Annotated in this window: 21 protein-coding genes; 8 read left to right on the forward strand and 13 right to left on the reverse strand. The window is 73.0% G+C overall.

Going from position 1 to position 22,094, the window contains the following annotated elements:
• Nucleotides 1-28: 28 nt before the first annotated feature.
• A complete protein-coding gene (locus tag ACLJTM_RS02095; protein WP_411101590.1) occupies nt 29-811 on the forward strand; it encodes an NDP-sugar synthase in 783 nt (260 codons plus the stop codon).
• A gap of 111 nt (nt 812-922) precedes the next feature.
• Here ACLJTM_RS02095 and ACLJTM_RS02100 read toward each other — a convergent pair whose 3' ends face one another.
• From ACLJTM_RS02100 to ACLJTM_RS02125, 6 genes are all read right to left on the reverse strand, one after another.
• Nucleotides 923-2,464, reverse strand: coding sequence for a DoxX family membrane protein (locus ACLJTM_RS02100; protein WP_411101591.1), 1,542 nt, complete (start codon nt 2,462-2,464; stop codon nt 923-925).
• 173 nt (nt 2,465-2,637) lie between these two features.
• The gene (gene rlmB, locus ACLJTM_RS02105) at nt 2,638-3,609 is read right to left on the reverse strand and encodes a 23S rRNA (guanosine(2251)-2'-O)-methyltransferase RlmB (RefSeq protein WP_411101592.1); all 972 of its coding nucleotides are present in this window, start codon (nt 3,607-3,609) and stop codon (nt 2,638-2,640) included.
• Between the two features lie 95 nt (nt 3,610-3,704).
• Nucleotides 3,705-5,105: a cysteine--tRNA ligase gene (cysS, locus tag ACLJTM_RS02110; protein ID WP_411101593.1), complete on the reverse strand. Its 1,401-nt coding sequence runs from the start codon at nt 5,103-5,105 to the stop codon at nt 3,705-3,707.
• 106 nt (nt 5,106-5,211) lie between these two features.
• Nucleotides 5,212-5,730, reverse strand: a complete 519-nt coding sequence (gene ispF, locus ACLJTM_RS02115; protein WP_411101594.1) for a 2-C-methyl-D-erythritol 2,4-cyclodiphosphate synthase — start codon at nt 5,728-5,730, stop codon at nt 5,212-5,214.
• A complete protein-coding gene (gene ispD, locus ACLJTM_RS02120; RefSeq protein ID WP_411101595.1) occupies nt 5,720-6,484 on the reverse strand; it encodes a 2-C-methyl-D-erythritol 4-phosphate cytidylyltransferase in 765 nt (254 codons plus the stop codon). The genes ispF and ispD overlap by 11 nt, the downstream gene beginning before the upstream one ends.
• A 431-nt stretch (nt 6,485-6,915) precedes the next feature.
• Nucleotides 6,916-7,398 carry a CarD family transcriptional regulator gene (locus ACLJTM_RS02125; protein WP_003953493.1) on the reverse strand — a complete coding sequence of 161 codons (483 nt, stop codon included), beginning with the start codon at nt 7,396-7,398 and terminating at the stop codon, nt 6,916-6,918.
• Nucleotides 7,399-7,952: 554 nt separating this feature from the next.
• Here ACLJTM_RS02125 and ACLJTM_RS02130 point away from each other — a divergent pair.
• Nucleotides 7,953-8,630, forward strand: a complete 678-nt coding sequence (locus ACLJTM_RS02130) for a DUF461 domain-containing protein (RefSeq protein WP_411101596.1) — start codon at nt 7,953-7,955, stop codon at nt 8,628-8,630.
• 102 nt (nt 8,631-8,732) lie between these two features.
• On the opposite strand, the gene ACLJTM_RS02135 is transcribed toward ACLJTM_RS02130, so the two are convergent.
• Together ACLJTM_RS02135 and ACLJTM_RS02140 are read right to left on the reverse strand one after the other, a co-directional pair.
• Nucleotides 8,733-9,413, reverse strand: coding sequence for a response regulator transcription factor (locus ACLJTM_RS02135; protein WP_037795450.1), 681 nt, complete (start codon nt 9,411-9,413; stop codon nt 8,733-8,735).
• Nucleotides 9,410-10,750, reverse strand: coding sequence for a sensor histidine kinase (locus ACLJTM_RS02140; RefSeq protein ID WP_411101597.1), 1,341 nt, complete (start codon nt 10,748-10,750; stop codon nt 9,410-9,412). The genes ACLJTM_RS02135 and ACLJTM_RS02140 overlap by 4 nt, the downstream gene beginning before the upstream one ends.
• Nucleotides 10,751-11,002: 252 nt before the next feature.
• Between ACLJTM_RS02140 and phoU the strand changes: the two genes are divergently transcribed.
• Both phoU and ACLJTM_RS02150 read left to right on the forward strand, forming a co-directional pair.
• A complete protein-coding gene (phoU, locus tag ACLJTM_RS02145; RefSeq protein ID WP_053787880.1) occupies nt 11,003-11,680 on the forward strand; it encodes a phosphate signaling complex protein PhoU in 678 nt (225 codons plus the stop codon).
• A gap of 124 nt (nt 11,681-11,804) precedes the next feature.
• Nucleotides 11,805-11,954, forward strand: coding sequence for a hypothetical protein (locus ACLJTM_RS02150; protein WP_008743931.1), 150 nt, complete (start codon nt 11,805-11,807; stop codon nt 11,952-11,954).
• Between the two features lie 187 nt (nt 11,955-12,141).
• Here the strand turns inward: ACLJTM_RS02150 and ACLJTM_RS02155 are convergent, their stop codons facing one another.
• A complete protein-coding gene (locus ACLJTM_RS02155) occupies nt 12,142-12,903 on the reverse strand; it encodes a phosphoglyceromutase (RefSeq protein WP_411101598.1) in 762 nt (253 codons plus the stop codon).
• A 162-nt stretch (nt 12,904-13,065) separates the two neighbouring features.
• Between ACLJTM_RS02155 and ACLJTM_RS02160 the strand changes: the two genes are divergently transcribed.
• Entirely contained in the window at nt 13,066-14,406 is a 1,341-nt protein-coding gene (locus ACLJTM_RS02160; RefSeq protein WP_411101599.1) for an MDR family MFS transporter, read from the forward strand.
• A gap of 117 nt (nt 14,407-14,523) precedes the next feature.
• On the opposite strand, the gene ACLJTM_RS02165 is transcribed toward ACLJTM_RS02160, so the two are convergent.
• Both ACLJTM_RS02165 and mshA read right to left on the reverse strand, forming a co-directional pair.
• Nucleotides 14,524-15,027 carry a YbjN domain-containing protein gene (locus ACLJTM_RS02165; protein WP_411101600.1) on the reverse strand — a complete coding sequence of 168 codons (504 nt, stop codon included), beginning with the start codon at nt 15,025-15,027 and terminating at the stop codon, nt 14,524-14,526.
• The gene (gene mshA / locus ACLJTM_RS02170) at nt 15,020-16,402 is read right to left on the reverse strand and encodes a D-inositol-3-phosphate glycosyltransferase (protein ID WP_411101601.1); all 1,383 of its coding nucleotides are present in this window, start codon (nt 16,400-16,402) and stop codon (nt 15,020-15,022) included. The genes ACLJTM_RS02165 and mshA overlap by 8 nt, the downstream gene beginning before the upstream one ends.
• Before the next feature lie 326 nt (nt 16,403-16,728).
• Here mshA and ACLJTM_RS02175 point away from each other — a divergent pair, with 326 nt between their 5' ends.
• The 3 genes from ACLJTM_RS02175 (at nt 16,729) to ACLJTM_RS02185 (ending at nt 20,843) form a co-directional block, all read left to right on the forward strand.
• The gene (locus ACLJTM_RS02175) at nt 16,729-17,547 is read left to right on the forward strand and encodes a class I SAM-dependent methyltransferase (RefSeq protein ID WP_411101602.1); all 819 of its coding nucleotides are present in this window, start codon (nt 16,729-16,731) and stop codon (nt 17,545-17,547) included.
• A 278-nt stretch (nt 17,548-17,825) separates the two neighbouring features.
• Complete coding sequence (locus tag ACLJTM_RS02180; RefSeq protein ID WP_411101603.1) at nt 17,826-18,926, forward strand: NlpC/P60 family protein; 1,101 nt, start codon at nt 17,826-17,828, stop codon at nt 18,924-18,926.
• A gap of 492 nt (nt 18,927-19,418) precedes the next feature.
• The gene (locus ACLJTM_RS02185) at nt 19,419-20,843 is read left to right on the forward strand and encodes a PP2C family protein-serine/threonine phosphatase (RefSeq protein ID WP_411101604.1); all 1,425 of its coding nucleotides are present in this window, start codon (nt 19,419-19,421) and stop codon (nt 20,841-20,843) included.
• A gap of 173 nt (nt 20,844-21,016) precedes the next feature.
• Here the strand turns inward: ACLJTM_RS02185 and ACLJTM_RS02190 are convergent, their stop codons facing one another.
• Nucleotides 21,017-21,355, reverse strand: a complete 339-nt coding sequence (locus ACLJTM_RS02190) for a DUF2516 family protein (protein WP_411101605.1) — start codon at nt 21,353-21,355, stop codon at nt 21,017-21,019.
• 140 nt (nt 21,356-21,495) lie between these two features.
• A complete protein-coding gene (locus ACLJTM_RS02195) occupies nt 21,496-22,089 on the reverse strand; it encodes a hypothetical protein (RefSeq protein ID WP_411101606.1) in 594 nt (197 codons plus the stop codon).
• Between the last annotated feature and the right edge of the window lie 5 nt (nt 22,090-22,094).

The raw sequence follows: 22,094 nt of genomic DNA on the forward strand, positions 1-22,094 counted from the left end.
CCCGTACCGCGTCCCTACGCTGGCCGGCATGACCGACGCGCCTCCAGCACCCCGATCCACCGATCCCGTAGCCGTGCACCCCGCAGCCGCGCACCCCGCCGTCCCCACCCAGGCAGTCGTCCTGGCGGGCGGCCAGGGTTCGCGGCTGCGGCCGTACACGGACGACCGCCCCAAACCCATGGTGGAGATCCCGGGGACCGGGCTGCCGATCATCGGGCACCAGCTGGCCTGGCTGGCCGCCGAGGGGGTCACCGACGTGGTGGTGTCCTGCGGACACCTCGCCGGGGTGCTCCAGGAGTGGCTCGGACAGGCCCGGTTGCCGCTGCGCGTGACGACCGTGGTCGAGGCGGAGCCGCTGGGCCGCGGCGGCGGCCTCAAGTACGCCGCGCGGCACCTCCCGGAGCCGGGGCAGGGCTGGTTCGCGACCAACGGCGACATCTGGACCCGGTTCTCGCTCCGCGAGATGGCCGCCTTCCACGCCGAACGCGGCGCGACGGCGACCCTGGCGCTCGCCCGGCCGCGGATCCCCTGGGGGGCCGTGGAGACCAACGGGTTCGGCCAGGTGCTGGACTTCATCGAATCCCCGCCGTCGCCTTATCTGATCAACGCCGGGGTGTACGTCTTCGGGCCCGAATTCGCAGCGCTCCTGCCGGACTTGGGCGACCACGAGCGCACCACTTTCCCCCGCCTGGCCCGTGAACGCCGGCTGGCGGGCTTCCCGCTGCCCCAGGGGGCCTACTGGCGGGCGATCGACACCGCCAAGGACCTGACCGAGGCCGCACGGGAGTTGGCCTCCCAGACGGCCCCCTGAGGCCTTCCGTCCGGGGCTTCGGGCCGCCGTACGGCCCCGCACGCGAAGGGGCCCGGCACGCTCGCGCATACCGGGCCCCGTGCGCCTGCATCCCAGGCCGTGCGGGCGGGTTCAGCCGAGGAGGCCGCCGACCAGCCCGGGCTTCGGCTTGGCCGGGGTGCTGCTGCCCCCGGTGCTGCCGCCGCTGCCCGCACCCGAGGAGGAGGACGGCGGCTTCTGCGGAGCGGACTGGCGCGGCGTGCTGCGCGGGGTCTGCTTGCCGGTGGTACCGCGGGTCGCGGTCGGGGACTCGGAGCCCGCCCCGGAACTCTGCCGCGCGGAAGGCCCGCTCGTCGCCCCGCGGCCCTGCTTCGCGGCCGGCTCGCTCGGCGTGGCCGAGGGCTGCGCCGTCTTCGAGGGCTGCTGCGCGGAGGGCTGCTGCGACTGCCGGGCCGGAGCCTGCGGAAGCGGCGTGCCCGGCAGGTAGTTGGCGGGGGGCTCACCCGGACCGGGCACGGTGACCACGGTCGTGGAGCGGACGGCCCCGCCGAGCAGGGAACCGACGAGCAGGGTCAGCCCGCACACCACGGTGGCCATGACGGCCCCGCGCCGCAGGACGCGCCGCCGCAGCCGCCAGATCTCCGAGCGCGGCCCGAGGGTGCGCCAGGCCTCGCCCGCGAGCCGCCCGTCGAGGGAGTACACCGGGGCGCCCGCGATGATCAGCGGGGACCAGGCGGCGAGGTAGATGATGTCGGGCGCGTCGTACGCCGGCACGGTCTTCCAGCTCACCGTCATCAGCAGCGCGGCGGACAGCAGCGCCCCGAAGCACGCGGCGAACCGCTGCCACAGGCCGAACACCGTCAGCACGCCCACGATGACCTGGAGGAAGGCCACGGTCAGCCCCGCCCCGACCGGGTGCGCGAGGGCGAAGTCGCGCAGCGGCTCCGCCAGCGCCCACGGGTGCAGGGTCTGCAGCCAGGTGACCATGGAGCCGCGTTCGCCGCCGTCGAAGTAGACGGGGTCGCACAGCTTGCCCATGCCGGCGTAGATGGAGATGAAGCCGAGGAAGACGCGCAGCGGGAGCAGCACGACGCCCAGGTTCATGCGGCGGCCGGGGTAGTAGGAGGCCTGCCCGCGGGTGTCGGACCCGCCGCGGCGGGCGTCCGGCCCGGGACCGCTCTCGCCGCCGGGGTACCCGCCGCCGCGGGGCACGTCCCGTACGGGGGCCAGCGGGCGGGTCTCCTCGGGATCCCCGTACGTGCGCTGCCCGATGACGGTCGGCGTGGTGAGGGTGTCGTCGGCGAGGTCCTGGGCCAGGTCGACGCGCGGGATGACCTGGGTCGCGCCGCCGTCGTACTCGTCGCCGCCTCTGCCGGCCTCCCGCACGGCCTGGAGCAGTCCGCCCATCGCCGCGGCGTCGCCGGCGTCCGACTTGCCGCTCCAGACGACGGGGGCCCGGCGGCGGGTGGCTCCGGCGGCGGCGACCACGGCGCCGCCGAGGACGGGCGCTCTGCCGGGGGCGTTCGCGGGCTTGGAACGCGCGCTCGGGCTCGGTGCGAGCCGCACGCGGAAGCTGGCGTGGTTGACGATGACCTGTGCGGGATCGCACGGCACCTTGACCATGCTCAGCGCGGGCTGGTCGTCGAACCCTGACGTTCTGGTGTCCACACTCATCTAACCGAGTGATGGGTGTTTAGGACACTGCCTTGACATCAGGGATCTGTCCGAGACCCGTCAAGATCAAGTCACCCCGCCCGAAACGGGCCGGGTGACACGCTGACGGGTCACGGAACGTGGGCCGTTCGGCAGAGCCGGCGGCCCGAACGGCCCCGGCCCCGCCGGACCGCTCAGGTACGCGGCCGGTTCGCGCGGCTGCGGGCCGCCTCGTACAGCACGACGCCCGCGGCGACACCGGCGTTGAGGGACTCCGCACCGCCCGGCATCGGGATGCGCACGAGGTAGTCGCAGTTCTCGCCGACGAGCCGGCCCAGGCCCTTGCCCTCGGAGCCGACGACGATGACGACCGGGCCGGACAGCGCCGCCAGGTCGCCGACGGTGTGCTCGCCCTCGGCGGCGAGGCCGACGACGGCGATGCCGGCCTTCTTGTAGTCCTGCAGGGCGCGCGTCAGGTTGGTGACGCGGGAGACCGGGGTGCGGGCGGCGGTGCCGGCCGAGGTCTTCCACGCACCGGCGGTCATGCCGGCGGCGCGGCGCTCGGGGATGACCACGCCGTGGCCGCCGAAGGCGGAGACGGAGCGGACGATCGCGCCCAGGTTGCGCGGGTCGGTGACCCCGTCGAGGGCGACGATCAGCGGGTCCTCGCCGTTGTCGTACGCGGCGGCGGTGAGGTCCTCCGGGTGCGCGTACTCGTACGGCGGGACCTGCAGGACCATGCCCTGGTGGTTGAGCCCGTTCGTCATCCGGTCGAGCTCGGGGCGCGGGGCCTCCATCAGGTTGATGTTGCCGCGCTCGGCCGCGAGCTGGAGGGCCTCGCGGACCCGCTCGTCGTTGTCGATGAACTGCTGCACGTAGAGCGTCGTGGCCGGCACACCGTCGCGCAGCGCCTCGAAGACCGGGTTGCGGCCGACGACCATCTCGCTGCTGCCCTTGGGACCGCCGCGGCGCGGGGCCGGGCGGCGCTTGGCGGCCTGGCGGGCCATCGCGTTGCTGATGCGGTTCGCCTTGTGCTTCTTGCGGTCCTCGGCCTTGGGCGTGGGGCCCTTGCCTTCCAGGCCCTTGCGCCGCTGGCCACCGCTGCCGACCGTCGCACCCTTCTTGTTGGACGTGCGGCGGTTCCTGCGCTGGCTGTTCCCGGCCATGACTTCTACCTGTTTTCGTTGATGCTGCGGTATGTACGTATGAAGAGTGTGCCGCCCGGAACGCCGGGCGGCACACCAGGTTCAGCTGCCCGGGCTCAGCGGGGGCCGAGCGTCCAGCGCGGGCCGCTCGGGCTGTCCTCGATCACCAGGCCGGACTGCTGGAGCTGGTCGCGGATGGCATCGGCGGTCGCCCAGTCCTTGCGGGCCCGGGCGGACTCGCGCTGCTCCAGGACCAGCCGGACGAGCGTGTCGACGGCCCCGTGCAGGTCCTCGCCGCGGTCCGCCTCGCCGGCCCAGTGCGGGTCGAGCGGGTCCAGTCCGAGGACGCCGAGCATCGCCCGCACCTCGGACAGCCGCGCGATGGCCGCGTCCTTGTCGTCGGCGGCCAGGGCGCTGTTGCCCTGCCGGACCGTGGTGTGGACGATGGCCAGCGCCTGCGGGACGCCCAGGTCGTCGTCCATGGCCTCGGCGAAGGCGGGCGGGACCTCGGCGGCCGGTTCGACGGCTCCGCCGGCCTTCTCGATGACGCGCTGGTAGAAGCCCTCGATCCGCGCGAAGGCGGACTCGGCCTCGCGCAGGGCCTCCTCGCTGTACTCGATCATCGACCGGTAGTGCGGGGTGCCGAGGTAGTAGCGCAGCACGATCGGGCGCCACTGCTTGACCATCTCGGAGACGAGGACCGAGTTCCCGAGGGACTTGGACATCTTCTCGCCGGACATGGTGACCCAGGCGTTGTGGACCCAGTACCGGGCGAACTCGTCGCCGAAGGCCTTGGCCTGGGCGATCTCGTTCTCGTGGTGCGGGAAGATCAGGTCCAGGCCGCCGCCGTGGATGTCGAAGGCCTCACCGAGGTACTTGTGCGCCATCGCGGAGCACTCCAGGTGCCAGCCCGGGCGGCCGCGGCCCCACGGGGTCTCCCAGGAGGGCTCGCCGGGCTTGGCGGTCTTCCACATGGCGAAGTCGCGGGCGTCGCGCTTGCCGGTCTCGCCGGTGCTCTCCGGCTGGCGGATGTTGTCGAGCTCCTGGCGGGAGAGTTCGAGGTAGCCGGGGTACGACTTCACGTCGAAGTAGACGTTGCCCTCGGACTCGTAGGCGTGGCCGCGCTCGATGAGGCCCCGCATCATCTCGACCATCTCGGTGACGTGGCCGGTGGCGCGGGGCTCGTAGCTCGGCGGGAGGCAGCCCAGCGCGGCGTAGCCGTCGTTGAAGGCGCGCTCGTTGTCGTAGCCGATGGACCACCAGGGGCGGCCCTGCTCCGCGGACTTCGCGATGATCTTGTCGTCGATGTCCGTGACGTTGCGGATGAAGGTGACGTCGTAGCCCCGGTACTCGAACCAGCGGCGCATCATGTCGAAGTTGAGGCCCGACCGGATGTGCCCGATGTGCGGGGCGGCCTGCACCGTGGCGCCACAGAGGTAGATCGAGACACAGCCCGCGGTGAGCGGGATGAAGTCGCGGATCTGCCGGGCGCTGGTGTCGTACAGGCGAATAGTCACGGCATCCAGGGTAGTGCGCCTGTAGCAGTGCCCCGCGACCCTTTCGGGACGCGGGGCGCCTTTGTTGCCGAAGCGGTGCGTCGCCCCGCCGCACTGCGGTCCGCGGTCAGGCCCCGCTCGTGCGGTACACCAGGGCGGTGGCGATGGCGGCGAGGCCCTCGGCGCGGCCGGTCAGGCCCAGCCCGTCCGTGGTGGTGCCGGACACGGACACGGGGGCGCCCGCCGCCGCCGCGAGCGCCTTCTGCGCCTCTTCGCGCCGCTTCCCGATCTTCGGCCGGACGCCGATCACCTGGATCGCGATGTTGCCGATCTCGAAGCCCTCGGCGCGGACGATGCGGGCGGCCTCCGCCAGGAGGGTGACGCCGGCGGCGCCGGACCATTCGGGCCGGGAGGTGCCGAAGTGCGCGCCGAGGTCGCCGACGCCCGCGGCGGAGAACAGCGCGTCGCAGGCGGCATGGGCGGCGACGTCGCCGTCGGAGTGCCCGGCGAGGCCGTCCTCGCCCTCCCACAGCAGGCCGGCGCACCACAGTTCGCGGCCCGGCTCGAAGGCGTGCACGTCGGTGCCGATGCCGACGAGCGGGATCAGGGGCCGGGCGGTGTGCCCGGCGGCGGGGTCAGTAGGCATCGGTGGCCCTCCTGCGGGCGAGTACGGCCTCGGCGAGGACCAGGTCGAGCGGACGGGTGACCTTGAAGGCCTCTTCGTGGCCGGGCACCACCATGACGGTGACGCCGAGCCGCTCCACCATCCCCGCGTCGTCGGTGGCCCCCTCCCCGCCGAAGCCGACCTCCTCGTGGGCGCGCAGCAGGACGGCGCGGTCGAAGCCCTGCGGAGTCTGCACGGCGCGCAGCCGGGCCCGCTCCGGGGTGGCCACGACGGGCTCCGGCTCGCCGGGCCTGCCGGGCTCGACCTCCTTGACGGTGTCGGCCAGCGGCAGGGCCGGCACCACGGCGGGGGCGCCCTCGCGGACCGCTTCGACCACCGCGTCCACGGTGTCCACCGGGACCAGCGGGCGGGCCGCGTCGTGGACGAGTACGGAGGTGATGTGCCCGGGCAGCGCGTCGAGGCCGGCGCGCACCGACTCCTGGCGGGTCGCGCCGCCCGGGACGACCAGGGTCTCGGTGCGCTCGGGCAGCGCGTGCTCGTCGAGGAGGAGGCGCACCCCGGCGACGTCCTCGCCGGGCGCGACGACCACGACGAGGGAGACCGCCCGGGAGCGGGCCATCGCGCGGACGGCGTGGATCAGCATGGGGATGCCGCCCAGGGACCTCAGGGCCTTGGGGGCGCCCGGGCCGAGGCGCACCCCGCGGCCGGCGGCCGGGATGACCGCGGCGGTGTGGTGGGGGTGCGGGGCGCCCGCGGGGCGCGGTTCGTCAGACATCGATGCTCCGATAGCTCCGGGTTCGCAGCCAGGCCAGGTTTGTGGCTTCGGCCGACATGGGTATGGCCTGGAGCGTGCCGGGTGCGACGCCCTCGTCCCTTCCGTGACGACCGGTCGAGCAGGCAGCCCGGACCCGGCACGCCGGTGGGACGGGTTCAGCAGCGCGCACCGGCAGCACCGGCAGGGACGAAGGTGCGGGTACAGCGGTTGCGGATACAGAGGTGGGGAAGCAGAGTGCGGGGACGAGCGGTGCGGATACAGACATGCCGCAGCGCCCGGCGACAGGACTCTCGTGGAGGAGAGGCCTGATCAGCGGGCACCGCGGCACAACTGTGTGAACACTGTTCTGATGTACCCGTGTGGTCCGTCTGATCAGCCCCGTCGGGAACGACGCGGCTGAACGGAAGGTGCACGGTGGACGGGGTTTCGCGTCAGGACGCGAGCACCTCGTCGAGGAGGGCCTCGGCCTTGTCCTCGTTCGTGTTCTCGGCGAGCGCGAGCTCGCTCACCAGGATCTGGCGTGCCTTCGCGAGCATGCGCTTCTCACCCGCGGACAGCCCGCGCTCACGCTCACGACGCCACAGGTCACGCACTACTTCCGCGACCTTGATGACATCGCCAGAAGCGAGCTTCTCCAGATTTGCCTTGTAGCGCCGGGACCAGTTCGTCGGCTCTTCTGCGTACGGTGCACGAAGCACCTCGAAGACCCGGTCCAGCCCGTCCTGGCCGACTACGTCGCGAACACCGACGAACTCCGCATTGTCCGCAGGCACACGAACCGTCAGGTCGCCCTGGGCGACCTTGAGCACCAAGTAGGTCTTGTCCACGCCTTTGATCTGACGAGTCTCAATGGCCTCGATCAGCGCGGCCCCGTGATGGGGATAGACCACGGTGTCGCCAACCTTGAACGTCATGTGACAGGTACCCCTTCCGTGGCTATCCAGGGTAACACGAGAACTGACTGTTATGAATGGCGTTTTCGCAGGTCAGGGCATATCTCGGGGCTTGACAACACCGACAGGATCGTGCTGCGCAGGGCTCCCCGGAGGGGGTATTCGCAGGTCGGGGGCGCTGCGCGGACCGGGCAAAGGGGCCACGCTACACCTGTCCGGCACACCCATCAGCGTGACGTACGTCCCGTTTTGCCGGTTTCGAAGGCTGGAAACCGAACTACTCCGTTCGACTGGCGGGCACCCGTACGGAGGGGTTCCGGCCCAATCTGCAATTGATCACCGAACGCTGTTCGAGGGAATCCCCGGAATTGATCACTGGCGCTCCCGGGACCGCGTCCGGAATGCACGATCGCGGGACGGGGTGAGGGCGGCCCGTGCGCTGCGGAGGGTCGGGTGCGGGGGCGGGGCGGAGGCTCGGTAACCTAAGCCCGCTGACACACCCTTAGAGCGGCTTTACCTCGGCCGTTCCGAGCGTCCACCCTTCCGTTCCGTACGTCCAAGGAGATGCCGCCGCCGTGAGCCGCAGCCTTCGACGCGGCGCCCTCGCCGCCACTGCCGTCGTGTTCTCGATCGCCTCGCTGGCCGCTTGCGGTGCGGGCAACGACGCGCAGACCCTCCAGATCAAGCCGGACAACGCCGCCGTCACCAAGGGCGAGATCATGGTCCAGAACGCCCTGGTGATCACCAAGGGCGAGAAGGACAAGAAGGGCCCCGGCGCGGCTGCCGTCTCCGCGACCGTGTTCAACTCGGGAAGCGAGCCGCAGACCCTTGACGGCGTCACCCTCCCGGGTGGCAAGGCCAAGGTCGTCCTGAAGGCCTCCGAGGGTTCCGGCAAGGTCACCGTGCCGGCCGGCGGCTCCGTGGTGCTGGGCGGTCAGGGCAACGCCTCCGCGGCCATCGAGGGCGCCGAAGCCCTGGAGGACGGCAACGTGCAGAAGGTCGTCTTCCAGCTCAGCCGCACCGGCAGCGTCGCACTCGACGCCTTCGTGGTCCCCGGCGACGGCATGTACGCCGGCTACGGCCCCACGGTCGCCCCGGCCGCCCCCAGCCCCTCGGGCAGCCCGTCCGGCTCCCCGTCCGGCGCGCCCTCGGGTTCGCCCTCCGGCGCGGTCTCCGGCTCCCCGGCCGGCTCCCCCTCAGGCAACGCGGGCAGCTCCCCGTCCGGCTCCGCCTCGCACGCCGCGGGCCACTGACCCCGCCGCACCACCACGACGTACGGGAAGGGCCCCCGGCCGCTGCTGCGGCCGGGGGCCCTTCCTGCTGCCCGGAGGCAGCGGCGCAGGAGCGCCGCCGGCCTACGGCTCGAACTTGTAGCCCAGCCCGCGCACCGTCACCAGGTAGCGCGGCGCGCCCGGGTCCGGCTCGATCTTGGCGCGCAGCCGCTTCACGTGGACGTCGAGGGTCTTGGTGTCGCCGACGTAGTCCGCGCCCCAGACCCGGTCGATCAGCTGCATGCGGGTCAGCACCCGGCCCGCGTTGCGCAGCAGCATCTCCAGCAGGTCGAACTCCTTCAGCGGGAGGTCGACCTTCCCGCCGCCGACGGTGACCACGTGGCGGTCGACGTCCATGCGTACGGGGCCTGCCTCCAGGGCGGCCGGGGTGACCTCCTCCGGCTCGCCGCGGCGGCGCAGGACCGCGCGGATGCGGGCGACCAGCTCCCGCGAGGAGAAGGGCTTCGTGACGTAGTCGTCGGCTCCTATCTCCAGCCCGACGACCTTGTCGATCTCGCTGTCCTTGGCCGTCACCATGATCACCGGCACGTTGGAGCGGCCGCGCAGCTGCCGGCAGACCTCCGTGCCGGGCAGGCCGGGGAGCATCAGGTCGAGGAGGACGAGGTCGGCGCCGTTGCGCTCGAACTCGTCGAGCCCGTCGGGCCCGGTCGCGGCGATGGCGACCTCGAAGCCCTCCTTGCGGAGCATGTAGGACAGGGCGTCGCTGAAGGATTCCTCATCCTCGACGACGAGCACTCGGGTCACGGAAGGACCTCCGGGGCAGGGATGGCTGGTGCTGGTGCTGGTGCTGGTGCTGGTGCTGGTGGCTGTGCTGGTGCTGGTGGCTGTGCTGGTGCTGCGGCTTCCGCTGCGGCCGGTGCCGGGGCTGGTGTCTCGGGGTCGCGCACGGCCCGGGGGGTCCCGGCGGCCGGCGTCGCGGGGGCCGGCGCGGCCGCTTCGGGCAGCCGCAGCGTGAAGGTGGACCCCTGGCCCTCCGAGCTCCAGACCGCCACCTCCCCGCCGTGCGAGGCCGCCACGTGCTTCACGATCGCCAGCCCGAGGCCGGTTCCTCCCGTGGCGCGGGAGCGGGCCGGGTCCACGCGGTAGAAGCGCTCGAAGATGCGCTCGCGGTCCTTTTCCGGGATGCCGATGCCCTGGTCGGTCACGGCTATCTCGATCAATTCTCCCCCCGGTGCGGCCACCCTGCGTCCGGCGATGCCGACGCGGGTGCGGGCGGGGCTGTAGTTGACGGCGTTCTCGACCAGGTTTCCGAGGGCCGCCGCGAGCTGTCCGCGGTTGCCCCATACGCGCAGGTCGGCGGTGCCGCCCGCGGCCATGGTGATCTGCTTCGAGGAGGCCGTGTGGCGGCACCGGTCGATGGCCTCGGCGACCAGCGTGTCCACGCGGACGGGCTCGGCGTCCTCCAGCGGATCGTCGTTCTGCACCCGGGAGAGGTCGATGAGCTCCTGCACGAGGTTGATCAGCCGGGTGGACTCGATCTGCATCCGGCCCGCGAAGCGGCTCACCGCCTCCGGGTCGTCGGCGGCGTCCATGACCGCCTCGGAGAGCAGGGAGATCGCTCCGACCGGGGTCTTCAGTTCGTGGGACACGTTCGCCACGAAGTCACGGCGGACGGCCTCGATGCGGCGGGCCTCGGTGAGGTCCTCGACCAGCAGGAGCACCAGCCGGGAACCGAGCGGCGCCACCCGGGCCGAGACGGCGAGTGCCTCGCCGCGGCCGGTGCCGCGCCGGGGCAGGTCCAGCTCGACCTGCCGTATCTCCCCGTCCCGCCGGGTGTCGCGGGCCATGTGCAGCATGGGTTCCACGGCGAGCTTGCCGCCGCGGACCAGGCCGAGGGCGTACGCCGCCGAACTGGCCTTGACCACCGCGTCCCCCTCGTCCAGGACGACGGCGGAGGAGCGGAGCACGGAGAGGACGGTGTCCACGCCGGGCGGGAGCACCGCATTGATGTCGGGGCGCATGGAGCTCCGGGTGGGGCGGGCCTGGTCGCGCTCGCTCCAGCGGAACGCCAGCATCGCGATGACACCGGTGCAAAGACCGGCTATCGCTGCAGCTGCGGCGACCGCCGCGTTCACGTCCATGCATCCAGGTTAAGCAGGCGGAACGGCACTTCCACAGCCGTTCGGGTGGCAGCTCGAACAGTCGTCGCCCAGAGTTCACCCTGGCGACGGGGTTGATTCACTTGGGGTGCCGGAGTCGGACGCGTTTGCGGCCCACCGTGTCACCGTGGGGCCGCGGGCCACCCCGGCCGGGCCCCGGGCCGTACACACGGACAGCAGTCGGCAGTGCAGCACTGCAGCAGGCCGAAGCAGGTCAAGAGAGGGACACCAGACATGCGTGACGCGTACCACGAGGAACTGGACTCGATCGGAGAGGGCCTGGTCGAGATGGCACGGCTGGTCGGTTCCGCGATCGGGCGGGCCACGACGTCCATGCTCGACGCCGACCTGAAGCTCGCCGAGAGCGTCATCGCCGCGGACCAGAAGGTCGACGACCTCCAGCACGACCTGGAGGCCCGCGCCATCGCCCTGCTGGCCCGCCAGCAGCCGGTCGCCACCGACCTGCGCATCGTCGTGACCTCGCTGCGGATGAGCGCCGACCTGGAGCGCAGCGGCGACCTGGCCCAGCACGTGGCCAAGCTCGCCCGGCTGCGCTTCCCGGACACGGCCGTCCCGCGGGACCTGCACGCCACCATCCTGGAGATGGGGCAGCTGGCGCAGCGTCTGATGGCGAAGGCCGCCGAGGTCATCATCACGAAGGACGTCGACCTGGCCCTCCAACTGGAGCAGGACGACGACGAGATGGACCAGCTGCACCGCACGCTGTTCCAGCACCTGATGGACGACCGCTGGAAGCACGGCATCGAGACCGCGGTCGACGTGACCCTGCTGGGCCGCTACTACGAGCGCTTCGCGGACCACGCGGTGTCGGTGGCCAAGCGCGTGGTCTACCTGGTCACGGGCGAGCACGCGGACGAACTCCAGGCGCCCACCCAGGTCGACGGGGTCTGACCGCCCGCCGGCCGGACGGTACGAGCCCCAATGCGCCGTTGACGCGCCGGTGCGGCTGGGCATGAATGAGGCGAAGGCGGTCCGTCGTGCGACGGCCCGTACGCCGCCTGCCCGAGGAGGAACCATGCCCGATTCCCCCGTCCCCATCACCCCGGAACAGGAGCAGCAGCCCCGGCCGGAGCCGCTGCGCCTGCCGCTGCTCGCGGCCTGCGGCTGCGGCTCGGGCTGCGGCTGCGGCTGCCAGTCCGGTGCCCCCTGCCAGTGCGGCGGCTGACGCCGCCCACCCGGCCGAACGCACGGTCAGGGCCCCGGCCCGGAAACCCCCGGCCGGGGCCCTGCACATGCGCCCACCGCGCCCCCGCCACCCCCGCCGCGATGCCGCCCGGGGGACGTCCGGTACGACAACGCCTCCCCTCCGCACCGGTACCGGCGTGCAGCGGGGAGGCGCGGACGCGTGGAGGCTACTTCTTCTTGCCCTGGTTCTTGACCGCCTCGATCGCCGCCGCCGCCGCGTCCGGGTCGAGGTAGGTGCCGCCCGGCTTGAGGGGCTTGAAGTCGGCGTCCAGTTCGTAGGCCAGCGGGATGCCCGTCGGGATGTTCAGGCCGGCGATGTCGGCGTCGGAGATCCCGTCCAGGTGCTTGACCAGCGCGCGCAGGGAGTTGCCGTGCGCGGCGACCAGGACCGTGCGGCCGGCCAGCAGGTCCGGGACGATGCCGTCGTACCAGTACGGGAGCATGCGGACGACGACGTCCTTGAGGCACTCCGTCCTCGGGCGCAGCTCCGGCGGGATCGTCGCGTAGCGCGGGTCCTCGGACTGGGAGAACTCCGTACCGTCCTGGAGGGCCGGCGGCGGGGTGTCGTACGAGCGGCGCCACAGCATGAACTGCTCCTCGCCGAACTCGGCGAGGGTCTGGGCCTTGTCCTTGCCCTGCAGGGCGCCGTAGTGGCGCTCGTTCAGGCGCCAGGAGCGGTGGACGGGGATCCAGTGGCGGTCGGCTGCCTCCAGCGCCATCTGCGCGGTGCGGATCGCGCGCTTCTGGAGCGAGGTGTGCACGACGTCGGGGAGCAGGCCGGCGTCCTTGAGCAGCTCACCGCCGCGGACCGCCTCCTTCTCGCCCTTCTCGTTGAGGTTGACGTCCACCCAGCCGGTGAACAGGTTCTTCGCGTTCCACTCGCTCTCGCCGTGACGGAGGAGGATCAGCTTGTACGGTGCGTCGGCCATGCGTACGAGCCTAATGGACGGGCCGGGCCGCTCGCGCGCGGTACCAGGGGAGGCCGGGAGGGTCCCGATTGACGCCGGACGTCAATTGGGTGGCGCGCGGAAGCCCCCGCTCGTAACGTGCCAGGAGTTGTTGCGCCACTTACATCCCCGGGGGGATCCCTTATGTCCGTTGCCGCTGCCGTACGGGCTGTCCGGGAGAGCGTGTCGGGGCTGCCACGCGCGTTCTGGTGGTTGTGGGCGAGCACGCTCGTCAACCGGCTCGGGGCCTTCGTCGCCACCTTCATGACGATGTACCTCACCCTGGACCGGGGCTATTCGGCCTCGTTCGCGGGACTTGTGGTCGCCCTGCACGGCCTCGGCGGTGTGGTCTCCTCGCTCGTCGCGGGGGTGATGACCGACCGGCTGGGCCGGCGGCCGACGATGCTGGCGGCGAACGTCTCGACCGCCTTCTCGGTGGCCCTGCTCGGCTTCATGGAGCGCCCGGCGGCCATCGCGGCCGTGGCGGGGCTGGTCGGCATGACCTCGAACGCGTCCCGTCCGGCCGTCTCGGCGATGATGGCGGACATCGTGCGCCCCGAGGACCGCGTACGGGCCTTCGCGCTCAACTACTGGGCCATCAACCTCGGCTTCGCCGTCAGCGCGACCGCGGCCGGGCTGATCGCCGAGTACAGCTACCTGGCCGGCTTCCTCGGCGAGGCCGCGCTGACGCTGGTCTGCGCGGTGCTGGTGTACGCCAGGCTGCCGGAGTCCCGGCCCACCGCGGCGGCCCCCGCCGCGGGGGCGGCGGCCGGCCCGGGCGCCGGCCGGGGCGCGGGCAAGGACGCCGGTGCCGGGATCGGGCTCGGGACCGTGCTGCGGGACGGCCGGTTCATGGGGGTCGTCGGGCTGTCGTTCCTGATCTCGCTGATCTTCACCCAGGGCTCGGTGGGGCTGCCCGTCGCCATGGGCGCGGCCGGGTTCTCGCCCGCGGACTACGGGCTGGTCATCGCCGGGAACGGGCTGCTGATCGTGCTGCTCCAGATCCCGGTGACCCGGCTCATCGAGCACCGCGACCCGCAGCGGCTGCTGGTGGTGTCGGCGCTGCTGGCCGGGTACGGGTTCGCGCTGACGGCCTTCGCCGGCCCGCTGTGGGCGTACGCGCTGACGGTGTGCGTGTGGACGCTGGCCGAGATCGTGAACTCGCCGACGCAGATGGGCCTGGTCGTCCGGCTCTCCCCCGTGCACGGCCGCGGGCGCTACCAGGGGATGTACAACCTGTCCTGGTCGGTGGCCGCACTGGTCGCGCCGCTGATGGCGGGCCACCTGATCGACCGGTACGGGGCGAACTGGCTGTGGGCCGCCACCGGCGTCCTCGGTACGGTCGCGGCAGCCGGCTACTGGCTGCTGATGCGGCGGCTGCCCGCCGAGGTCCCGGCCCCGGTCGCCGGCACCGAGGCCACCGCGGCGGACGGGGCCGGGCCGCCCGTGCCCGCGCCGGTGCCGGCCGCCGTGGCCGAGGCGTAGGCCGCAGACCCCGCAGGGCTGGGGGCTGGCGGCCGGGGCCCGGTGGCGTCCGGGGCCTGGCGGCCGGGGCCCGGTGGCGTCCGGGGCCCGGTGGCCGGGGCCCGGCGTCTGCGGGCGTCAGGCGGGCCGGGTCAGGTGCTTGAAGGCGTCCAGGTTGCGCGTCGTCTCGCCGCGGGAGACGCGCCAGGCGTACTCACGGCGGATCGCGCTCGCGAAGCCCAGTTCCAGCAGGGTGTTGAAGGCCCCGTCCGCCGCCTCCAGGACCGTGCCCAGCAGGCGGTCCAGCTCCTGCGGGTTCACCACGGACAGCGGCAGGCGGCCGGTGACGTACACGTCCCCCAGGCGGTCCACGGCGTAGCTGAGCCCGTACAGCTTGAGGTTGCGCTCCAGGAGCCAGCGGTGGACGCCGGCCTCGTTCTCGTCGGGGTGGCGGATCACGAAGGCGTTCACCGACAGGGAGTGCCGGCCGATCCGCAGCGAGCAGGTCGTGGACAGCTTGCGGGTGCCGGGGAGCTGGACGACGTAGGAGCCCGGTTCGGGGCTCTCCCAGCTCAGTTCCGCCTCGGCCAGCGCGGCCTCGACGGTCTTCGACGGGTCGGCGGTGTCGTCGGTGTCAGCCATGGGGGGAGCGTACGCGACGGCGGTGATCGTGCATCGCTGCCGTGTACACGTCGGCCGTCCCGCTCGCCGCCGTGTCCCAGCCGAAGAACTGCGCGTGCCGCGCGGCCTCGGCGCCCATCCGGTCCGCGAGCCCGGGCTCGTCCACGAAGCGCCGCAGTTCCCGGGCGTAGTCCACCGGGTCGTGGCCGGGGACGAGAATCCCGGTGACCCCGTCGTCGACGGCGACCGGCAGCCCGCCGACCGCGGCGGCGAGCACCGGCGTCCCGGTGGCCTGGGCCTCGATCGCGACGAGCCCGAAGGACTCGTTGTACGAGGGCATGACCAGCACGGAGGCCGCCCGGAACCAGTCGGCGAGCCGGTCCTGCCCCACCGGCGGGTGGAAGTGCACGAGGTCGGCGATGCCCAGCTTCGCGGCGAGTTTCTGCAGCCCCTCCGGCTTGGCCAGACCACTGCCGCTGGGTCCGCCCACCACGGGCACGTGGAGCCGCGCGCGCAGCGACGGGTCGCGGTCGACCAGCTCGGCGACGGCGCGCAGCAGGATGTCGGGGGCCTTGAGCGGCTGGATCCGCCCGGCGAAGAGCGGGATCACGGCGTCCTGCGGGAGTCCGAGGCGGGCGCGGGCCGCGGCCCGCCCGTCGGCGGTGGTGAAGCGGTCGAGGTTCACACCGGGGTGGACCACGGCGACCTTGCCCGGGTCGGCGTCGTAGTGGCGGACGAGTTCGTCGGCCTCCTCGGCCGTGTTCGCGATGAGCCGGTTCGCGGCGGCCACGATCTGGGTCTCGCCGATGACGCGGGCGGCGGGCTCGGGGGTGTCGCCCTCGGCCAGCGCCGCGTTCTTGACCTTGGCCATCGTGTGCATGGCGTGGACGAGGGGGACGCCCCAGCGCTCGGCGGCGAGCCAGCCCACGTGGCCGGAGAGCCAGTAGTGGGAGTGGACGAGGTCGTAGTAGCCGGGGCGGTGGCCGGCCCAGGCCTGCATCACGCCGTGGGTGAAGGCGCACAGCTGGGCGGGCAGCTCCTCCTTGGCGAGGCCCTCGTACGGGCCCGCGTCCACGTGCCGTACGAGGACGCCGGGGGCCATCTCGACCACGGGGGCGAGGCCGCCCTGGGTGGCCCGGGTGAAGATCTCGACCTCGATGTTGATCGCGGCGAGGCGTCTGGCCAGCTCCACGATGTAGACGTTCATCCCGCCGGCGTCCCCGGTGCCGGGCTGGTGCAGCGGCGAGGTGTGCACGCTGAGCATGGCCACGCGACGGGGCTTGCGGTGGTATCCCACCGCCGGGAGGCGCAGCCGCGGCGGGTCGTGGCGGGTGCCGCGGGCGGAGGCGATCCGGCCGCTGATGCTGCCGCCGAGGCGGGACACGTACTGACTCAAGGAGCAGTCCTCTCGCTCGGCCGGCGTGGCGCGAAGAGCACACTCCGCGCCCTTCAAGGAGTGCAACCCGGACGGCGGTGCCGCGCATTCCGGGACCGGCGACTTTTTCCGCGCGCTGCCGGGATGCCGTGTGCTGCCGGGTTTTCCGTGCGTTGCCGGGATGCCGTGCGCAGCCGGGTTTTCCGTGCGTTGCCGGGATGCCGTGCGCAGCCGGGTTCTCCGTGCGCTGCCGGGATGCCGTGCGCAGCCGGGTTCTCCGTGCGCTGCCGGGATGCCGTGCGCTGCCGGCTTTTCTCCCGCATGCGCCCTCGGCTTAGGCTCGGCCCATGTCCTCGCGCAGTACCCCGCCCGCCAGCCGCCCCGGTCGTCCCGTGGGCACGGTGACCCGCGGGACGACGAACCCGAACCGGCTGCGCCGGATGGACCGCTGGATCGCGGCGGTGCACGGGCCCGCGCTGCGCCGCGCGCAGGCGCCGGTCGCGGTGGACCTCGGGTACGGGGCCGCCCCCTGGACCGCGGTGGAGCTGCTGGGCCGGCTGCAGGAGGCGGCTCCGCGGGTCCGGGTGGTCGGCATCGAGATCGATCCGGCGCGGGTGGCGGCGGCGAAGCCGTACGAGCGGGACGGGCTGGGCTTCCGGCACGGCGGTTTCGAGGTGCCCCTGGACGGCGGGGCGCGCCCGTCGCTGATCCGCGCCGCGAACGTGCTGCGCCAGTACGACGAGGACCAGGTCGCCGAGGTGTGGGCGCGGCTGTGCGCGCGGCTGGACCGGGACGGGCTGCTGGTGGAGGGGACCTGCGACGAGATCGGCCGGCGGCACGTGTGGGTGGCGCTGGGACCGGAGGGGGCGCGCACGGTGACCTTCGCGACCCGGCTGGGCTCCCTGGAGCGCCCCTCGGACCTGGCGGAGCGGCTGCCGAAGGCGCTGATCCACCGGAACGTGCCGGGCGAGCCGGTGCACGCCTTCCTGCGCGATGCCGACCGGGCGTGGGCGGCGGCGGCCCCGTACGCCTCGTACGGAGCCCGGCAGCGCTGGATCCGGACGGCGCGGGACCTGTCCGCCGACTGGCCGCTGGCGGACGGGCCCGGGCGGTGGCGGCAGGGGGAACTGACGGTGCGCTGGGAGGCGTTGCGCCCGGTGGGGTGACGGGCCGGCTCCGGGGAAGCGGAGCGCAGGGACGGGCGTCGAGCCGTCGGGGACGGGCGTCCAGCCGTCGGGGACGGGCGTAGAGCCGTCGGGGAGGTCGGGGCAGGCGGTGCAGGGCGGGGACCGGGGGCGGCTCCGACCGGGCGCTCAAGATCGCCACGTTGTCCACAAGGGTGTTGGAATTCCCCGGCACATGGCACCATCCCGAAGGCAGTAACAAGTTACTGATGAATAGTCAGATCTCCTGACGGGTCTGACTCCTGGTGCCTGGGGGAACCATGCGGAGCGTAGGGCGACGGCGGGGCGCGAGCGCCTTCACTCTGGTGTGTGCGCTGGCGGTACTGACGGCCCCGGGCCTCGCCGCGGGCACCTCGTACGCGGCGCCGGCTCCCGAGCCCTCGCCTTCCACCACTCCGGCACCGGCGCCGGCGCCGGCACCCGGCGCGAAGTCGCTGGAGCAGGTCCGCAAGGAGATAGAGGGCCTCTACCGCCAGGCGGGCACGGCCACCGACGCGTACAACCTCGCGGCGGGCGAGGCGAAGGCGCAGTCCGACAAGATCGTCGAGATCGCCCGTCAGGTCGTCTCCGGCCAGGAGCGGATCAAGACCCTGAAGGCCCGGGCGGGCGCCGCGGCCCGCGCCCAGTACCGCTCGGGCGGACTGCCCCCGGGTGCGCAGCTGGCACTGAGCGAGAGCCCAAGCAAGTACCTCGAAGGGGCGGACCGGCTGCGCCAGGGCGAGAAGGCCGCATCGGACCTGCTCTCCGAACTGGACCGCACGCAGAGCGACTTGGAGAAGTACGCGCAGGACGCGAGCACCGAGTGGGAGAAGCTGGAGGCCAACCGGCTGAAGCAGGAGGCCTCGAAGAAGGAGGTCGAGGCCAAGATCAAGGCCGCGGAGGAGCTGGAGAGCAAGCTGGAGGCCGAGGAGAAGGCCCGGCTGATCCAGCTGGAACAGGACGCCCAGTACAAGGCGCAGACCGCCTGGCTGTCGACGGGCGCGATGAAGGACGTGAACGGGCGGGCGACGGACGCGGGCAAGAGCGCCGTCCGGTACGCCACCGCGCAGATCGGCAAGCCGTACGTGTGGGGCGCCGAGGGCCCCGGCTCGTTCGACTGCTCGGGCCTGACCTCCCAGGCCTGGCGGGCGGCGGGCAAGGGCATTCCGCGGACCTCGCAGGAGCAGTTGCGGCTGCTGCCGAAGGTCGCACTGAAGGACATGCGCCCGGGCGACCTGATCATCTACTTCGACGACGCGAGCCACGTCGGGATGTACGTGGGCGACGGCGCGATGGTGCACGCCCCGCGCCCCGGCCGGAACGTGACCATGGCCGGTGCGGGCTCCATGCCCATCAAGGCCGTCGTCCGGCCGGACGCGTAACCGCGCCGCCGGTGACACCCGTGTCGGCCGTGGCACCCGTGTCGCCCGTTCCCGTGTCGGCCGTGGCAGCCGCGCCCGTGTCCCCGCCGTGGCACCCGCACCCGTGGCACTCGCACCCGTGTCGGCCGTCACCGCGGTGACCGCCGTCACGGCTGCGACGGTGGGGGCGGGAGTGACGGTTGTCATGGTGGTGACGGCAGTGACGGGTGGGCCTGCGGGGAAGCTGACGGACGAGGGCGCCAGGGATCGTCCCGGGGATTGCCCCGGGAATCGGTCGTCGGAGGCAACCGGGCGGCCCGTCCCGGCGTCTCGCTCACCGGGCCGCACCGCGGCCCCCGCCGTGACATTGGTCATCCGGTCAGGGCGTTTTTCCCCCGCGATAACGGCATATGCCGAACCCCGCGCCCGGATCGGCATTCCGCTCCCGGGGCAGGGACCGCTAGGGTCGCCCGGACGAGCGCACCCTCGGGGGGAGGGAAGGAACCGGAGACGATGCCCGCACCCGTACCGCGGCAGAGGGAGACCCCTGTCTCGGAGAGCGCTCAGGCCGTCCTGCAGACCGCCGAGCACCCCGCTGCCCACCCGCCTGCCCAGCAGACCGCCGCACACCCGTCCGAGCACCCGGCCGCCCCGCCGGTGGTGACCGACCGCCCGGGCGGACCGCCGCCCGCCCCCGCACTCCCGCGGGGCATCCCCCAGCCGACGGCGCATGCCACCCCGCTGACCCTGCTGGTCATCGCGGACGACCCCGCGGGCGACCTCACCGTCCCCGAGATACTCGACGCCGACGGCCACCGCATCCGGCTGCGCACCGCGCGCAACCTCACCGAGGCCGCCCGGCTGCTGACCCCCGACGTGCACTGCATCCTGCTGGACCTCTCGCTCCCGTACCCGGCCCCGCGGACGACGGGCTCGGCCACTCCCCCGGCCGGCACCCCGCTCGACCAGCTGGCCACCCTCCGCCAGGTCCTGCGCCTCGCGCCCCGCCACGCCGTGCTCGTCCTCGCCTGCGAGGCCGACGCCGAGCGCGCCGCCGAGGCCGTCCGGGTCGGTGCCCAGGACTTCCTCTTCCGGGACGAGCTGGACGGCCGGCTGCTCAGCCGCACCATCCGGTACGCGGTGGAGAGAAAACGGGCGGACATCGCCCAGTACAAGCTTGCAGAATCGAAACTGCGGGCCCAGGAGAACGCCCGGCTGGAACGCGGGCTGCTCCCCACCCCGCTGCTGGAGGGCTCGGACCTGCGCTTCGCCGCGCGCTACCGCCCGGGCCGCAGCCGCGCCCTGCTCGGCGGCGACTTCTACGACACCGTCCGCACCCCCGACGGCACCGTCCACGCCATGATCGGCGACGTCTGCGGCCACGGCCCCGACGAGGCGGCCCTGGGCGTCGAGCTCCGGATCGCCTGGCGCGCCCTGACGCTCGCCGGACTGTGCGGCGACGACCTGCTGGCCACCCTCCAGGAGGTCCTGGAGGTGGAGCGGCCCTGCGAGGAGATCTTCGCGACGCTATGCACGGTGGACATCTCCCCCGACGGCCGCCGGGCGGGCCTGTGCCTGGCCGGCCATCCCGCCCCGCTGATCTCCCGGCCGGGCGGCCCGGCGCGGCTGCTCCCGTACGAGAACAGCGGCCCGGCCCTCGGGCTCCTGCCGCGGGCCCGCTGGCCGCGCCGCCAGGTCGAACTCGGCGGCACCTGGAGCCTGATGCTCTACACCGACGGTCTGATCGAGGGCCGCATCGGCGAGGGCAAGGAGCGGCTCGGGCAGGACGGGATGGTGGAGATGATCAACCGCCACCTGGACCGGGGGCTGAGCGGGGAGAGCCTGCTGGAGGCCTCGGTGACCGAGGCCCGCCGCCTCAACGGCGGCGAACTCACCGACGACGTGGCCGTGGTCCTGCTCTCCCGCGCCGAGGGCTGAGGGCCACGGGCCGAGCGGCACCGGCCGGGGCGTAGCGGGCCCGAGCGCACAGGGCCCGAGCGCACGGGGCCGGAGCGTACGGGCCACGGGGAACGGGCCGACGGGAACGGGTCGACAGGGGCGGCGCAGGCGTACCGGCCGGGGGACGGGTGGGCCGCCACCGCCCGCCGGGGTCAGCGTCCGCCGTTGTACGGACCGTACGGCCCGTCGCTGCTGCTGCCGCCGCGGCGCCTGCCGCCGCCGGACACCTGCTTGAGGGCCGGGCGCACGTCGACGAAGAACACGATGGTGGCGACCAGTCCGGCGATCTGCAGGAAGAGCATCCCCAGGAAGAAGTCGACGAGGACGGTGATGCCGAGGATGACCAGCCAGAAGGTCTTCGTCTGCTTGCCCGCCGCCCGGTACGCGTCCTCGCGGGCCACGAGGGCGAGGACGAAGGCCACGAACGCGAGCGCCAGCATGGCGAGCCCGATCAGCGGGACCACCCCTCGATCGAATCCGTCCATCAACATCGCTTCGACCGCCTTCTCGTACTCCGCACGCCCGGGGCGTCTGACTCGCGTCCGACCCCACGCTACCGGCCCGGACCCCTTCGCGAACTACAACGGGCCGGACACCCCGCAGGTGCCCGGCCCCTCGCAGGTCATGCGGTTCAGCTCTCGTCGCCCGCGGTGACGGCGGCCTTCTTGGCCGGGGCCTTGCGCGCGGCGGTCCGGCGGGCTGCGGGCTTGTCCTCGTCGGCCGCCCCGCCGGCGGCCTCGGCGGCCGTCTGCGACTGCGGACCGGCCTGCGCCGGGGTCTTCGGCGCCGGCTCGGGCTCCACGGCCACGGCAATGTCGACGATCTCCTCGGAGACCTCGCCGCGCCAGCCGCGTACGGTCTGCTCGCCGTGCTCGGCGACCTTGTCGTAGGTCTCCTTGGCGCGCACGGCGTACTCGGCGGCCACGCCGACACCGCGCAGTGCCAGGTCCTGCGCAGCCTCCCCGAGCTTCTTCGGGTCGATCGCGCCCAGCACCTCGGCGACCTTGGCGGTGACCGCCTCCTGCGCCTCCTTGGCCTTGCCCTGCACGACCTTCGGGTCCGTGTTCTTCACGGCCTCGATGCGCGCGGGGGCCTCGGCGCGCAGCTGCTCGATGAGCCCCGGCACCTTCCGCGCCTGCTGCACGGCCAGGTCGGCCGTGCCCGCGGCGAAGTAGAGGGGAGTCGGGTCGGTGAGGGTCTTCTTCAGGTCATCGGCGATGGCCATGCGGT

The organism is Streptomyces sp. cmx-4-9, assembly GCF_046548835.1.
Taxonomy (GTDB): Bacteria; Actinomycetota; Actinomycetes; order Streptomycetales; family Streptomycetaceae; genus Streptomyces.